Origin of the sequence: Chryseobacterium sp., from assembly GCF_029240215.1 — a bacterium.
Lineage (GTDB): Bacteria > Bacteroidota > Bacteroidia > Flavobacteriales > Weeksellaceae > Chryseobacterium.
In genome coordinates, this window is record NZ_JARBTK010000004.1 from 219,808 (window position 1) to 236,575 (window position 16,768).

At 36.5% G+C, this 16,768-nt stretch carries 12 protein-coding genes and 1 tRNA gene; 1 reads left to right on the forward strand and 12 read right to left on the reverse strand.

The features are described from left to right. Positions 1 to 73: 73 nt before the first annotated feature. The 12 genes from rpoB to tuf all read right to left on the reverse strand — a co-directional run bounded on the left by rpoB (position 74) and on the right by tuf (position 15,018). Positions 74 to 3,895 carry a DNA-directed RNA polymerase subunit beta gene (gene rpoB, locus K0R77_RS10625; protein ID WP_300352078.1) on the reverse strand — a complete coding sequence of 1,274 codons (3,822 nt, stop codon included), beginning with the start codon at positions 3,893 to 3,895 and terminating at the stop codon, positions 74 to 76. A 736-nt stretch (positions 3,896 to 4,631) separates the two neighbouring features. Continuing rightward, positions 4,632 to 5,750 carry an FISUMP domain-containing protein gene (locus K0R77_RS10630; RefSeq protein WP_300352080.1) on the reverse strand — a complete coding sequence of 373 codons (1,119 nt, stop codon included), beginning with the start codon at positions 5,748 to 5,750 and terminating at the stop codon, positions 4,632 to 4,634. A gap of 26 nt (positions 5,751 to 5,776) precedes the next feature. Beyond that, positions 5,777 to 9,253, reverse strand: coding sequence for a choice-of-anchor L domain-containing protein (locus K0R77_RS10635; RefSeq protein WP_300352082.1), 3,477 nt, complete (start codon positions 9,251 to 9,253; stop codon positions 5,777 to 5,779). Positions 9,254 to 9,321: 68 nt separating this feature from the next. Further along, entirely contained in the window at positions 9,322 to 9,957 is a 636-nt protein-coding gene (locus K0R77_RS10640; protein ID WP_300352084.1) for a hypothetical protein, read from the reverse strand. A gap of 437 nt (positions 9,958 to 10,394) precedes the next feature. Further along, the gene (rplL, locus tag K0R77_RS10645) at positions 10,395 to 10,763 is read right to left on the reverse strand and encodes a 50S ribosomal protein L7/L12 (RefSeq protein WP_300352086.1); all 369 of its coding nucleotides are present in this window, start codon (positions 10,761 to 10,763) and stop codon (positions 10,395 to 10,397) included. A 46-nt stretch (positions 10,764 to 10,809) separates the two neighbouring features. Further along, entirely contained in the window at positions 10,810 to 11,406 is a 597-nt protein-coding gene (rplJ, locus tag K0R77_RS10650) for a 50S ribosomal protein L10 (protein ID WP_300352088.1), read from the reverse strand. A 17-nt stretch (positions 11,407 to 11,423) separates the two neighbouring features. Beyond that, a complete protein-coding gene (gene rplA / locus K0R77_RS10655; protein WP_162088343.1) occupies positions 11,424 to 12,116 on the reverse strand; it encodes a 50S ribosomal protein L1 in 693 nt (230 codons plus the stop codon). A gap of 11 nt (positions 12,117 to 12,127) precedes the next feature. Then, on the reverse strand, positions 12,128 to 12,571 hold the full coding sequence (gene rplK / locus K0R77_RS10660; RefSeq protein ID WP_047444876.1) for a 50S ribosomal protein L11: 444 nt from the start codon (positions 12,569 to 12,571) through the stop codon (positions 12,128 to 12,130). 328 nt (positions 12,572 to 12,899) lie between these two features. Then, positions 12,900 to 13,442 (reverse strand): transcription termination/antitermination protein NusG, encoded by a 543-nt coding sequence (gene nusG, locus K0R77_RS10665; RefSeq protein ID WP_047444878.1) that lies wholly within the window; start codon positions 13,440 to 13,442, stop codon positions 12,900 to 12,902. Positions 13,443 to 13,460: 18 nt separating this feature from the next. Beyond that, entirely contained in the window at positions 13,461 to 13,664 is a 204-nt protein-coding gene (secE, locus tag K0R77_RS10670) for a preprotein translocase subunit SecE (RefSeq protein ID WP_267599498.1), read from the reverse strand. Positions 13,665 to 13,677: 13 nt separating this feature from the next. After that, a tRNA-Trp gene (locus K0R77_RS10675) sits at positions 13,678 to 13,748 on the reverse strand. A 55-nt stretch (positions 13,749 to 13,803) separates the two neighbouring features. Further along, positions 13,804 to 15,018, reverse strand: a complete 1,215-nt coding sequence (gene tuf / locus K0R77_RS10680) for an elongation factor Tu (RefSeq protein ID WP_047444879.1) — start codon at positions 15,016 to 15,018, stop codon at positions 13,804 to 13,806. Positions 15,019 to 15,264: 246 nt separating this feature from the next. Here tuf and K0R77_RS10685 point away from each other — a divergent pair, with 246 nt between their 5' ends. Next, the gene (locus K0R77_RS10685; protein ID WP_300352092.1) at positions 15,265 to 16,764 is read left to right on the forward strand and encodes a DUF4394 domain-containing protein; all 1,500 of its coding nucleotides are present in this window, start codon (positions 15,265 to 15,267) and stop codon (positions 16,762 to 16,764) included. Positions 16,765 to 16,768 lie beyond the last annotated feature (4 nt).

Below are 16,768 nucleotides of genomic sequence, written 5' to 3' on the forward strand. Positions count from 1 at the left end.
TAAATTTTAGATTTTAGATTTTAGATTAACTTTTGAATGTTGCCATTCAACATTTATAATTTAAAATTTAAAATTATTCCTCTAGTCTTACGTCTAATCCAAGACCTTGTAACTCGTGAAGTAATACGTTGAAAGATTCCGGAATACCTGGTTCAGGCATTGCTTCACCTTTTGCAATCGCTTCATAAGTTTTTGCTCTACCAATCACGTCATCAGACTTCACAGTCAGGATTTCTCTCAAGATATTTGATGCTCCAAATGCTTCAAGAGCCCAAACCTCCATCTCTCCGAATCTCTGACCACCAAACTGAGCTTTACCTCCTAATGGCTGCTGAGTAATCAATGAGTAAGGTCCGATAGAACGTGCGTGCATTTTGTCATCTACCATGTGTCCAAGTTTCAACATATAGATAATACCTACTGTTGCAGCCTGTGTAAATCTTTCTCCGGTACCACCATCATAAAGGTGAGTGTGACCGAATTTAGGAACTCCAGCTTTCTCAGTGTACTCTGTAATCTGATCAAGAGTTGCCCCATCAAAGATTGGCGTAGCGAACGTCATGCCCAATTTCTGACCAGCCCATCCAAGAACGGTTTCATAAATCTGTCCGATGTTCATACGAGAAGGTACCCCAAGTGGATTCAATACAATATCTACCGGTGTTCCGTCTTCCAAGAATGGCATATCTTCTTCACGAACGATTCTCGAAACGATCCCTTTGTTACCGTGACGACCCGCCATTTTATCTCCAACGTTTAGTTTACGTTTTTTAGCGATATATACTTTAGCCAACTTCATGATACCTGCAGGAAGTTCATCTCCGATAGAAATTGCGAATTTCTCACGATTTTTAACTCCTTGAATATCGTTAAATTTGATTTTGTAGTTATGAATCAATTGTTTGATCAATTCATTCTTATCGTTGTCAACCGTCCAATCTGCACCGCTAACGTTTACGTAATCTTCAACTGAAGTCAATAATTTGTGAGTGAATTTCACTCCTTTACCGATAATTTCTTCATCTAAGTCATTCGTAACTCCCTGAGAAGTTTTACCGCTAACTAAAGTGTTTAATTTTTCGATTAAAGTATTTCTCAACTCGTCAAACTTAGCCTTGTAAGTGTTTTCAATCTCTTCAAGCTTAAGTTTTTCTTCAGTTCTTTTCTTTTTATCTTTAATGTTTCTTGAGAACAACTTCTTGTTGATTACAACACCTCTTAATGAAGAATCTGCTTTCAATGAAGCATCTTTTACATCACCGGCTTTGTCACCAAAGATTGCTCTAAGAAGTTTTTCTTCAGGAGTAGGGTCAGATTCACCTTTTGGAGTGATCTTACCAATCATGATATCACCAGGCTTCACTTCAGCACCGATTCTGATCATACCGTTCTCATCAAGATCTTTTGTAGCTTCTTCTGATACGTTTGGAATATCTGCTGTCAATTCTTCCATACCTAATTTGGTATCACGAACTTCAAGAGAATATTCATCTACGTGAATCGAAGTAAACCAGTCTTCACGTACAACTTTTTCATTAATTACGATCGCATCCTCAAAGTTGTATCCTTTCCAAGGCATGAAGGCAACCACTAAGTTTCTACCAAGAGCCAATTCTCCGTTTTCAGTTGCATAACCGTCACAAAGAACCTGTCCTTTTACCACCGTTTCACCTACTCTTACGTTTGGTCTTAGGGTAATAGTCGTACTCTGGTTAGTTTTTCTAAACTTAGTTAATTTATATGTTTTCGTAGCAGATTCGAATGATACTAAATCTTCGTCATCGCTTCTTTCATATTTAATCGTAATCTGATCAGCATCTACATATTCAACAACACCATTTCCTTCAGCATTGATCAAGATTCTTGAATCTTTTGCAACCTGCTGTTCCAGACCTGTACCTACAATTGGAGCTTGTGGCTTCAACAAAGGAACTGCCTGACGCATCATGTTTGATCCCATCAACGCACGGTTCGCATCATCATGCTCCAAGAATGGAATCAATGAAGCTGAAATACCGGAAATCTGGTTTGGTGCAACGTCGATCAAATTAACCTGAGAAGGCTCAACAACTGGATAATCACCATCTAATCTGGCAATAATTCTGTCTGTTAAGAACGCTCCGTTATCATCTAGTTCAACGTTTGCCTGAGCAATTACTTTATCTTCTTCGTCTTCTGCATTCAGATAAATAGGATCAGCATGTAGATCTACAGTACTTCCTTCTACTTTTCTATATGGAGTTTCGATGAAACCTAAAGTATTGATTTTAGCATAGATACCTAAAGAAGAGATCAAACCAATGTTTGGTCCCTCAGGAGTTTCGATAGGACAGATACGACCATAGTGAGTATGGTGAACGTCACGTACCTCGAAACCTGCTCTTTCTCTTGATAAACCACCAGGTCCTAGGGCAGAAAGTCTACGCTTGTGCGTGATTTCTGATAGAGGATTGGTTTGGTCCATGAACTGAGAAAGCTGGTTGGTACCAAAGAATGAGTTAATAACTGATGTTAAAGTCTTTGCATTAACTAGATCAAGCGGAGTAAAGATTTCGTTATCTCTAACGTTCATTCTTTCCTTAATCGTTCTAGCAATTCTAGAAAGACCTACACCGAACTGTCCTGCTAATTGCTCACCAACAGTTTTAATTCTTCTGTTAGAAAGGTGATCAATATCATCAACCTCAGCTTTAGAGTTTACCAATTCGATCAAGTGTCTTACAATCGCAATGATATCTTCTTTTGTAAGAACCTCAGTAGTAGTAGGGATATTAAGACCTAACTTCTTGTTTAGTCTGTAACGTCCTACCTCACCAAGTGAATATCTTTGCTCAGAGAAGAATAATTTTTCAATGATTCCTCTTGCAGTTTCCTCATCGGGTGGATCTGCATTTCTTAACTGACGGTAAATATATTCAACCGCTTCTTTTTCAGAGTTGGTTGGATCTTTTTGTAAAGTATTCTGGATGATAGAGAATTCGTTTGAATTTTCTTTGTGAATCAAGATAGATTTCACACCAGCATCCAAAATAAGATCTAAATGTTCTTTTTCAAGAATCGTTTCTCTGTCTAAGATGATTTCATTTCTTTCGATAGAAACAACCTCTCCAGTGTCTTCGTCTACGAAATCTTCGAACCAAGTGTTCAATACTCTCGCAGCCAAAGTTCTTCCTTCTACTTTTTTAAGCGCAGCTTTAGAAACTTTCACTTCTTCTGCAAGGTCAAAGATCTGAAGAATGTCTTTATCAGATTCGAAACCGATCGCTCTTAATAATGTAGTTAAAGGTAATTTTTTCTTACGGTCGATATACGCATACATTACGCTGTTGATATCGGTCGTAAATTCCATCCAAGATCCTTTGAAAGGGATAATTCTTGAATAGTACAATTTTGTTCCGTTTGCGTGGTAAGTCTGCCCGAAGAACACACCCGGAGATCTGTGTAACTGAGTTACGATTACACGCTCTGCTCCATTAATAATAAATGAACCAGACGGAGTCATATAAGGAACCGGACCTAAATAAACATCCTGTACAACTGTCTGAAAATCTTCATGTTCAGGATCAGTACAATACAATTTAAGTCTGGCTTTTAGAGGAACTGAATAAGTTAAACCTCTTTCCACACATTCGTCGATCGAATAACGTGGAGAATCTACCAAATAATCTAAGAATTCCAAAACGAATTGGTTTCTAGAATCGGTAATTGGAAAGTTTTCCTGGAAGGTTTTGTGCAAACCTTCTTTCCTTCTGTCTTCCGGAAGTGTATCCAGCTGGAAAAAATCTTTAAATGACTCTAATTGGATGTCTAAGAAATCCGGAGTAATGATTTTTCCTTTCGCCGTAGAGAAATTAATTCTCTCATTTCCTTTAGTAACTGCTGTTGTTTTACTCATAAAACTTTTAAGAAAGGGTTAAAAAATATTTTGATTTATACAAAAAATATCAGAAAAAGACTTTGAAGATAAAATAGGCAAGACAAAAGACATTTGATGTTTGGCGCTATCAGAAGTGATCTTTTGTACTTTAATTCTATATTCTAAACTCTAATTTCTAACTGCAACGCTGGTATATCTTTTCACAGCGTAATGCAAAATATTTTTAAATTTTACTTTTGACGAAAAAAGTATATATTACATAAAACGAAATCCCTTTCAAAATTATGAAAGAGTTGATTTACAATGTTTTACAGTAATATGTGTAGTTTTAGCGCCAAAAGTGACTGCAAATATACTAATTTTTAAGTGATTACACAAATTTAAGCATCACTCTATAACTTTTGTAATTATAAAATTTTCTTAATTTTTTTTAAAAGAGTTGATATAGCAAATTAGCTTAAAGTTTACCCTGTACAGAAAAAGTCATTATTTTTTAAATCAAAAAAAAACACCACCTTACAAACAAGGCAGTGGTTTTTAACTTTAAAGAAATTAATCTAACTTAAATAAAAAGTTAATTTTTTATACATCTTACTAATCCATCCTTCTACTTGATTTATAAATAAACATAAATTCTTCTCATCTCTGATATTTAGAATGCAAATAAAATAAAATCCGTCTCACATAAATTTGTGAGACGGATTTCTTAAATTTCAAGTTAGCCTTTTAAGAATATTGGTGATTCGTAAAAGTTTTAGTTTTTTATACAACGAATAGAAAACCCATACGCTCGAACAGTATTGCTAGAAACAGAATTTGATGTATTGAAGTAAGTATATGCAGACGAGGTACCGTTTGTTGTGCTGGTCCAATAAACTCCAACTGAACCTACTTCATTTAGTACTCCGTTATTATAAACCCTATAGCCAGCCGTTGTTAATTTCAATGGGGAATTAAATGCACCTGCTGCATTTTGTGTTGTAAAAAGTGCTGATTCAGCTTGAAATTCTGCCACAGTAGGAATACGAAAACCACTAGGACACGGATTATTAGCACCGCTTACGCCCTGCCATAAATTGATATTCTGTGGTGAACGCCAATCATTAGGAGTAGTAGTAGAGGCAATAAAATTTCCATTACCGGGAACATCTGTACTGCTTAATGTAGTACTTACCGGGGAAGTACGAATTTGATGAGCGTCAGTTAAACGTCCCCATTGGTATAAGTCACCATATGAAGCAGCATCTGTAGTACTTGTAGCTACCTGCGTTGCACCTAAATTACGATCCATCCATACTCTTCCGGTTCCCGTTGTTACAGTGGGAACAGTGGAAACATTTTCTTTGCCCCAAAAAGACCAAACTGTTCCGTTATAAACAGCTAATTGCTTATTGAATGTATCATAAGCGATCATGCCGGGAGCCGGGTTGATGATATTAAGATGCGGAGTGTCTACTTTAGGCAAGACCATTGCTTTATTAGTATCTTCTAACACTAAAATACCAGGAGTTGCAGAAAGCGTCCCTATTGCTAATTTAGCAAGTGTATTTTCAGTTGCAGCATTTTGAATTGCAACTCCATCAATCGACGTCAAAGGATCAACTGTAGTCCCCTGAGTATTTACTGATAAATCTTTCCAGGTTGCATCATATTTTACCTTTACTTTTTTATCAGTAAGATCATAAACCATCGTTCCGTTGACAACACCCGTAACTGAAGCCGTAGAAGTTACCCATGGCAAAATCATCCCTCTGTTGCCAGTTCCGAAATCCAGAGAAACCGATGGTGATGCAACCACCGTTTTCCCAATAGCAACCTGAGAAAAAACAGATGCTGAAAACAAAGCAAATATTAATGTGAATATATTTTTCATTTTAATTTTCTTTAATTATTAACTGATTAGTTAGTAGGACAAGCTTGCGTATTGAAACAAGACCATCCTGACGGCGTTCCCGTAGTATTCACCTGTAAGCAATCTAGCGTAACATTATAAACCGCCATTCCTTCTACCAAATCAGCAGTAGGTATAGCAGAGATCTGTGCAGTCGTCAATCTATTTAATACAAAACCTTTTGATTTAGATTCAAGAGCAGTCCACGCTCCTTTTCTTACCATTGGCCAATTTCCTGAGGAAGAACCCGCTCTCGCCAAAGAAGTAATACCATTACTAGTGTCTAAAACTGTTCCAACTGTAACTCCAGGTCTGTAACATACTGGTTGAGTATCGGTATCAGTAGCCGTATTGTTGGTTGTGTTTATATCTGTACTATTCGCCGGTGGTGTTACTGTCACAGTATTAACCAGGTTACCCAAAAATACTGATGGAATACTAACTGCTACGGTGTAGGTTATCGTTCCGTTTACAGGTAGATTCACCAAGTCATTGATTGCCCCAGTTTGCGTTCCTGAAACTGAGGTCGACGCTCCTGCAGAAGCAACAGCGGTGTAACTTACATTGGCTGCAAGAATACCTGTTGGCAAAGGATCAGAAACAGTAGCATCCAATACTCCGAACGGACCATTATTTTTCACCTCTATTGTATATGTTGTAGTTGTTCCGGCAACAAAGGTTGTAGTATTGTCTGTTTTAGTTACCGAAAGATCAGTGCCGAAAAGAATAGGCGCGGTAACACAATGCGCACCATCATTGGCACTACTTGAAGGAGCGTCTGAAATCAAAACACGCTGTCCTGTTGTAAGATTAAACTGATAAAACCCTCCAGCATTATCAGCTCCGTACATCTCGCCGGTACTAGAAGCAAACATAGCTCCAAAAACAACAGCTCCAGGTGTGGACCCGATTCCGGTAACTGTACCAGTAGAAGGATTAATCGACAACAACCGCCCGTTATCATTATTAACGGTATACAAAAGACCATTTGTTGTTCTAAAAGCTAGATCTGAAACGTTAATACTAGTAGAAAGCGTAATTATTGTCGCTGTCATCGTATTAAGATTTATACGGTAAATCCTATCGTTATCAGTATTAACTTTTACATAATAATTCCCTAAATTATCAATTTCACCCGCATTAAAAGTTTGTCCTGCGGGAAGTCCCGTGACAGGTCCTAAGTTAATAGAAGTACCATCAGTATTAATAACCAACACATTTGACGAGTTCGGCTGCTGTATTCCATACAAACGACCATCTATAGGATTAACCGCTATCGAATTATAATTAACAGAAGAAGTTCCCACAGCAGGGTAAGTAAACGGATTGGTAGTATTTCCTACGTTATAAAGAGTTGCAGTCTGAGAAAGATATAACGCATTGGTACAACCAAAAGCATTCGCACATTGAACATCCTGAATGTCCGAATTCTGAGAACTCCCGACACTCTGCCCTAAAGCCTGAGAATATCCTGTAATAGCAGGTGTAGTACCCGTAGGAATTGGGGGAACACCAGAAGCATTCACAGGAGTAGTATTCAGTCTGTTTCCTGTAATATAAACAGCTCCGTTTTGGAAATTTGCACCTCCTTCCAATACGTCAGGACATCCATCATTATCAGAGTCTAAATCTAAATGATCAGGAGTCCCGTCATTATCTGTATCCGTAGAAAAGCAATATGAAATTGTATCAACGTGACCATAATCACTTATAAACATTCTGATTCTATAAGTGCCTGCGGTTAAACTCAGGTCAGATAACCCACTTTTATACCATTGTTTATCTCCCATTGCCTTCGTAAACGAAAGTAAATCACCCTGACCAACAGACTGGTACGAACCGCTAACAAGCTTTAATACTTCGATTCGTGTATTGTAAGGTGTGTAATTCACATTAGCAGTTTCTCTGTTAGCAAACCATGCGGAAGCATTCAACACAGAAGGAGTGGTCAAAGTAAAGTTTTTTTGAATATAAGCATTTCCGCCACTTAAATTTAAATCAAGATATTGATCACCGGAGTTTGCATTATTAGGTCCTAAAGTATATCCGGAACCATTTACTTTGATTACATTAAAAACATTATTTGCTAAATTAGCTCCTGACGAAACATTAACAGCGGTCCAACCATTGTATGGATTTGATGCACGAATATTATCACCATTCACTACAGGATTAGCAAAACTATTATCAAACCCATCTACTGACACATCACTTATAGTTGCGCATAAACCTTCATTACTGTCAAGAATACCATCATTATCATCATCTAAGTCAGTAAAGTTATCTACACCATCATTATCTGAATCATTTGCCTGAACGGTTACAGTTGCCGTAGCTGTTTTACAATTGCCTAAAAAAGTTAAATCACATATTTGGTAATTCACGCTATAAACACCAGGTGGCGTTCCCGGCGCAACATTGATCAATCCTGTAGCTGCATTTAGAGTCACACCACTATTCGTTGTTGATATTTGATTAAGTAGAACATCTGACATAGACGCAGGAGCAGCGCCATTTACAGTATCATTATTTAAAACAGAAACCGTAGAATTATTACCGGAAATAATAGTATATGTATCATTATTAGCGACTAGCGTAGCTGTAGCATAAATTGTATTTACAAAAACACCCGAATCATACTGTTCATCAGCTGTATCCGCAATAACAATCTTAAAAGTGTAAGTTGCCCCTGGAGTTAAACCAGATAATGTATATGTAATTAGTCCTGTAAGAGCATTAAACTGAACAATTACAGGTTTTGCACCAGAGTTATTATTCTGAACTAGTTTTCCGTTAGCCTGAACAGTTGTTGGGTGTCCATTGTTTATATACAAGGCGCTTTGTGAACCATCATAAGCCGCATTCGGAGTATTAGGACTAGCCGATCCTGGAACACCATAATTAACTTTATTAATAGAAGTCGGATTTCCATTTGGAAGCTTCGCCAAGTTAGCAGTACCGGTTACCCCGGGACCTGTTACAAAAAAACCGAATGCGTCATCATACTGTGATCCTACATAATCAGGATATTCTTCCGAACCGAATTGGTATTTGATATTTAATGTACTTGCTTTTGGACCAATGGTAACTGAGAAAGTATACGTTACCATATCCCTGTTTGCATTAACATCTACTACCGCCAAATCTGCATCTGTAAACACAGTTCCTCCCCCAGGATTACCACTTGTAACAGTAGCTGTATTAGCTGTAAGGAGATTAGCGTTTAAACCCGTTCCGAAAAACACGCCTTTGTTCATCTGTAATCCGGCATTCAGCCCGTTCGTAAATGTAGCAATTTGTGTAGCTCTAACACCATTAACTAGTGTAGGATTCGTTAAAGTAACATTTTCTCCGATGAGAGATGCATCAATATCCACATTGGAAGGATTGGATATATAAGTTACCTGTGAAAAGACAATACTACTCAGTAAAGTTAAAAACACAGATAAATGCTTTTTAATATATGTATTAGTTTTAAATTTCATTTTATAAAGTATTAGCATCACTCATTAAAAAATGAGGATGAATGATTATTAGTAAAATATTTGTTATGTTAAAACAATACAGGCGGCGGTCTTACAGAAAAGACCTCAGAGAAACAGAAATCTAGAGATTTGTTATTGTAGTATGTAAATTTCTGAGTGTGCAAATAATTTAAAGCACGCTTTACAGAATAATCTTTATGAGAAGCATGTATTTTAGAAAAGTCATTTCCATTATGACTTGGCGTTATATAATTTTTTGTAGAATAGTGAGAGGAATAAAACTGAGATGGTGACGGAGAACCCTTGTAATCGTGCTTTTCAAAAGATTTACTTTTTATTTCGTAGTCATCAATCTTCTTTTTAATCTGTTTTAGAGCATCCTTCCGTTTCTGCTCTTCAGAAGTCTTTACCTGCTGTGCAAGAGTTTGCTTTTTGGAGTTGTGTGATGAAGAAGCAATTAAGATTTTATTATTGTCTTTTTTTTCAAAAGAAAGCTCTGCATTCTTTACAATAATTTTTTTCTTAACAATTTGATTATTAAAACTCTCGTCTGATGAGTAAAGTTTTGCTCCTCCTGCCAACACAATGGTAGTAACCTGATCATCAGGATGTAAATTTTGTTTTTGAGCATTAAAAGAATTAAAAGAAAGTAAAATAATTAAAATTACAATACGCAGAAAATAAGAACTTTTAAAAAAATTCAAATATTCATCATTAATAAATTTAAAAAATAGATTTTTTTTCAATACAATTCTCTGTGTTGGCAAATTTAAACAATAATATGATTACACATACCACATTTTAGTCATAAGTTATTGACATTTATCATCTTATCAAAACACTATTATTTAAAAAACAACAAGAATAATCAACAGAATGAAGATTAAATATTAAAATAAAGTCATTCATGTAATATAATTTTAACCCTTATCAAATTTTAGCCTAATTAAAAATATTTAAAAAAATTAAATACGCTGATAGTCATTTAATCTACATCAATTAAATAATTTTTAGCCCACAATGTGAGTACAAACAATCAAATCAGCTATACAATGTTTAGTTTACAAATGAATAATCTTTAAAATAAATAAAAAAAGCCTGAGCAAAAATGCTCAGGCTTCTATTTTTAAGAGTGAATGAATTACTTCACTTCTACTTCAGCACCAGCTTCTTCAAGTTGCTTCTTAAGAGCTTCAGCTTCGTCTTTAGAGATACCAGTTTTGATTGCAGCAGGAGCTCCATCTACGATATCTTTAGCTTCTTTAAGACCAGCACCAGTTAAATCTTTTACCAATTTAACGATAGCTAATTTAGAAGCACCAGCAGCTTTAAGAATTACGTCGAATTCTGTTTTTTCTTCAGCAGCTTCTCCTGCACCAGGACCAGCCATAACAACTGCAGCAGCAGCTGGCTCGATTCCGTACTCATCCTTAAGGATAGTAGCTAATTCATTTACGTCTTTTACTGTTAAGTTTACTAGCGTTTCAGCTAAATTTTTTAAATCTGACATTGTTGTAATGTTTTTGTTGATTATTTATTTAATTTTTTGAGAGTAATTATTCAGCAGCTGGCGTTTCGTCAGTGCTTTCTGCAGCAGGAGCTTCCGGAGCCGCCTCAGCAGGAGTTTCTTCTACAGCAGGTGCAGCAGCTTCCTCAGCTTTTGCTTCTACTGTTTCAGATTTGTTTTGAAGAGCAGAAACAACTCTTTGAATTGGAGACTGAAGCAATCCGATGATTTCACCGATCATTTCTTCTCTAGACTTAATGCTTACTAGAGCATCTAGATTGTTGTCACCAACATAGAAAGTTTCTTGTACAAAAGCAGACTTCAATGCCGGCTTCTCTTCTTTTTTTCTGAAGTCTTTGATTAATTTTGCAGGAGCGTTTGCCGTCTCAGCAATCATCAAAGCAGAGTTACCTTTGAATGTTTCAAACATCTCAGAGTAATCTACTCCTTCCATTTGCTCCATTGCTTTTTGCAAAAGTGTATTTTTTACAACTTTTACTTTGATATTTTGCTTGAAAGCCTGTCTTCTGAAATCAGAAGATTTAGCAGCGTTCAAACCGTCTAGATCTGCTACATAAACTACTTTAGCATCCTGAAGCAAATCTTTGATCTCTTGTATTGCTACAACTTTTTGGTCTTTTGTCATTGTCTTAAGGATTATAATTAGTTAACAGATTTACTATCAATTGCGATACCCGGGCTCATTGTAGAAGACAAATAAATGCTCTTCACATAAGTACCTTTAGCAGCAGTTGGTTTCATTTTGATCAATGTAGAAATTAATTCCTGAGCATTTTCCTTGATTTTAGCAGCATCGAAAGATACTTTACCAATACCAGCGTGGATAATACCGTATTTATCAACTTTGAAATCAATTTTACCAGCTTTAACTTCAGTTACTGCTTTACCAATTTCCATTGTTACAGTACCTGATTTAGGGTTAGGCATCAAACCTCTTGGTCCTAATACTCTACCTAATGGTCCTAATTTACCCATAACAGCCGGCATAGTAACGATAACGTCAACATCTGTCCAACCCTCTTTTATTTTCTGTAAATATTCGTCAAGACCTACATAGTCTGCACCTGCTTCTTTCGCTTCAGCCTCTTTATCTGGTGTAACCAATGCTAAAACTTTAACATCTTTACCAGTACCATGAGGAAGAGATACAACACCTCTTACCATTTGGTTAGCTTTTCTAGGATCAACACCTAATCTTACAGCGATATCTACAGAAGCGTCAAACTTTGCAGTGTTTACTTCTTTTACAAGAGCAGCACCTTCTTCAAGGTTATAAATTCTTCCTTTTTCTACTTTGCTTAAAGCTTCCTTTTGCTTTTTAGTTAATTTTGCCATTTCTCTTAGTTTTAAGCGTTAGTTGGTTTAGTTCCTGTTACTCTTAATCCCATAGATCTAGCAGTACCTGCAACCATAGAAAGAGCAGAATCCAAAGTAAAACAGTTAAGGTCTGTCATTTTATCTTCTGCGATTTTTTGAACCTGAGCCCAAGATACAGCACCTACTTTGTTTCTGTTTGGTTCACCGGATCCTCCTTTGATTTTAGCTGCATCCATTAATTGAATTGCTGCAGGTGGAGTTTTAATAACGAATTCAAAAGATTTGTCTTCGTACACTGTAATAACTACAGGTAAAACTTGACCTGGCTTATCCTGAGTTCTTCCGTTAAATTGTTTACAAAACTCCATGATGTTCACACCTGCAGAACCTAATGCCGGACCTACTGGTGGAGATGGGTTTGCAGCTCCTCCTTTTACTTGGAGCTTAACCATTTTAAAGACTTTTTTAGCCATTGTTTGTTTTTTAAAAATTGAATAATTAATGAGTTTGGAAGCATTTATTATTCAGCAGGTTACCGCACTCACATAAAGTAAACCTACTTTTCGGACTGCAAAATTATGAAATATTTTTTAATTAGCAAATAGTTAACTCATTAAATTTCAGAATAAAATATAAAATTTAATTTAAATGAAATTAAAACCTCATCATTCAAGTCAATAAGCGACAATTTGATTGACAGGTTTTAAATTTAATAAAGATTTTATTACAAATATGAAAAGGATTCTTAAATAAAAAAATACCGCTCATTTCTGAACGGTATTTTTTTATATATAAAAAGTATTACACTTTTTCTACCTGCATAAAGCTTAGCTCCATTGGAGTTTTTCTTCCGAAGATTAAAACAGAAACTTCTACTTTCTTCTTATCTTCCAAGATTTTTTCAACGGTACCATTGAAACCATTGAATGGTCCGTCGATTACTTTTACATTTTCACCAACGATGAACGGAATCTCTGCATCTGAAGCAAATTCTGAAAGTTCATCCATTCTTCCAAGCATTCTGTTAACCTCTGATTTTCTCATCGGAACAGGATCTCCGCCCTTAGTTAAACTTAAGAAAGAAATAACACCAGGAATATTCTTGATAACGTGAGGAATCTCCCCCATCAACTCAGCTTCTACCATCAGATAGCCCGGATAATAAGGTCTCTCTTTTGGAACTTTCTTCCCATTTCTAAGCTGAATAACCTTTTCCATAGGAATAACCACCTGAGTAACATACTGCTCAAACCCTAAACGCTTGATTTCTGTCTCAATATAGTTTTTCACTTTATTTTCCTGTCCGCTGATTGCTTTCAGCACATACCATTTCAATTCGCTCATTATGGGAAAATACTTTTTTTAGTTGAAGGTATTGATTAGTATTCCGATGATGTTGCTGATTGCTTTAGAAAACAGCTCATCAACTCCGAATGTAAACAATGCCAAAATAACAGTTGCAATAGTAACTACAATAGTTGAAGACTGTAAGTCAGACCACTTGGGCCACTCTACTTTATGTCTAAATTCGTTATAAGAACCTTTTAAAAATTCTACTAAGCTCATTATTTTCTTTTTGCACGGGCACAAGGATTCGAACCCTGATCAACGGTGTTGGAGACCGGTATCCTACCATTGGACGATGCCCGTAGATTAAAAAAGGTTCCGTAAGTTTCCTTACGGAACCTTTTATATTATATTAGAATTAATCTAAGATTTCAGTAACCTGACCTGAACCAACTGTTCTACCTCCTTCTCTGATCGCAAATCTAAGACCTACGTTAAGAGCGATTGGTTGTAACAATTCTACAGTGATCTCTAAGTTATCACCAGGCATTACCATTTCTACACCTTCTGGCAAGAAGATCTCACCTGTAACGTCAGTAGTTCTTACGTAGAACTGAGGACGGTACTTGTTGTGGAATGGAGTGTGACGTCCACCTTCTTCCTTAGAAAGGATATAAACTGAAGCTTTGAATTTTTTGTGTGGCTTCACTGAATCTTTCTTAGCGATAACCATACCTCTCTTGATATCAGTTTTTTCAATACCTCTCAACAATAGACCTACGTTATCTCCAGCTTCACCTCTGTCTAGGATTTTTCTGAACATCTCAACTCCTGTAATAGTAGAAGTTAATTTTTCTTCACCCATACCGATGATATCTACAGGATCTCCTGTGTTGATAATACCAGCTTCAATTCTACCAGTTGCAACAGTACCTCTACCTGTAATAGAGAATACGTCTTCGATTGGCATCAAGAATGGCTTATCAGTATCTCTTGGTGGTTGCTCGATCCATTCGTCAACAGCATCCATTAATTGTTCAACAGATTTGAACCATTGATCATCAGTTTTAGCACCTCCTTCAGCAGTAGCAGCTGTAAGAGCACCTAAAGCAGAACCTTGAATTACTGGAGAGTTATCTCCGTCAAATTCGTAAGTAGACAATAAGTCTCTCAATTCCATTTCAACTAGCTCTAACAATTCAGCATCATCAACCATGTCAACTTTGTTCATAAAAACAACGATTCTAGGTACGTTTACCTGACGACAAAGAAGGATATGCTCTCTAGTTTGAGGCATTGGCCCGTCTGTAGCAGCACATACAACGATAGCACCATCCATCTGAGCAGCACCAGTTACCATGTTCTTTACGTAATCGGCGTGACCTGGACAATCTACGTGAGCATAATGTCTTTTTTCAGTTTCGTATTCGATGTGAGCAGTATTGATAGTAATCCCTCTTTCTTTTTCTTCTGGAGCAGAGTCAATAGAAGAGAAATCTTTTTTCTCAGCAAGACCTTTGCTAGCCAATACAGCAGAAATTGCTGCAGTAAGTGTAGTTTTACCATGGTCAACGTGACCAATAGTACCAATGTTCAAGTGTGGTTTGTTACGATTAAACGTTTCCTTTGCCATGATTTAAATTATTTATTTTATTGTTTATTCAAATTTTCGGTGTGCAAATATAATGAATTTTTAAATACTAAAATCTTTTTGTGAAAAAAAGTTTAATATTCAAATCCAAAAACTGCAAACCTCTATTTTTTGTATATTGGAATTGCAAATTTATAACAAAAAAATGAATTAAAAAAAACACTTTACAAATCCGGGATCTTTTTTCTCTCGTATATTTAGACGAAACTATTAATTAAAATAAATATTATGAAAAAACTATCCAACTTTTGTCTGGCTACATTCGCACTTGTCACGGTATTCTCGTGTGATGATGATGAAAACAGTATGCCTGAAATCCCAGTAACCACTCCCGATGTGATGGTTTACGGACTGACCGAGAACAATCAGCTTTTGTATTTTAATGCCAATAATTCTTCATCTTTTGCTTCTACAAAAACAATTACGGGAATTCCTTCCGGGGAAAAATTAATGAGCATCGACTTTAGACCGGCTACTGGTGAACTATATGCCGTATCTAATGCAAGCAAATTCTATATTATCAATACCTCAACAGCAAATACAAGAGCTGTAGGAACAACCTCTTTTACTCCCGTAATTTCAGGAACAGTGGCTTCAATTGATTTTAATCCTACAGTTGACAGAATCAGATTGGTAACCAATACAGGGCAAAACCTTCGTTTGAATCCTGAAACAGGTGCTGTTGCTGCAACAGATACAAGCATTGCGACATCATCTTCTATTACAGGAATTGCATATACAAACAGTAAATCGGGTGCTGCAACAACAACTTTGTACGATCTTGATGCAACTGCTGGAAAATTATTTAAACAAGATCCGCCCAACAACGGAACTTTGGTAGAAGTTGGAAGTTTAGGTATTACATTTACAGGTCAGGCAGCTTTTGATATTAATCCTGAAAATACTGTGGCTTTAATGGCTGCAACTACTGGCTCTCAGAATAATCTTTACACTGTTGATCTTAATAGCGGCAAAGCAGCCAATATTGGGGCTTTATCTCAAAAAGTAATCGATTTGGCTATTCCAACCAATCCTGTTGCATATGCAATTGATAACGCTAATGCATTACAGATTTTTGATCCGAATAATCCTGTACCGATTACAAAAGCAATCACAGGTTTACAGGCAAGTGAAGGAATTTTAGGAATTGACTTCAGACCTCTGAACGGACAGCTATATGCTTTAGGAAGCTCAAGCAGAATTTATACGATCAATTTGGGTACAGGTGCAGCAACTGCGGTTGGAGCGCAACTTCCGACATTGCTTAACGGAACCGAATTCGGATTTGATTTCAATCCTACTGTTGATAAAATAAGAGTGGTAAGCAATATGGGACAAAATTTAAGATTAAATCCTGTAGACGGAACAATTACCGGAACCGACACTGCGCTTAATCCTACTCCTGTAGCTGTTGGCGCAGCGGCTTATACTGACAATTTTGCGGGTGCAACTACTACTTCTCTGTTTGTAATCGACCATAATACAGATAAATTATATCTTCAAAACCCACCAAACAACGGAACTTTAGTTGAAAGAGGTTCTTTAGGAATCAATATTTCCGGGGCAAATGGTTTCGACATAGGAAGTACCAGTCAGAAGGCCTATTTACTTGCAACCGTTGGCGGGACTACAAGAATTTATACTGTAAACACTACAAATGGCTCTACAGCTTCCTTAGCTATTTACCCAAATCCCGTAAAAGGATTTACAATTGGTTTAGGATTCTAAAAAT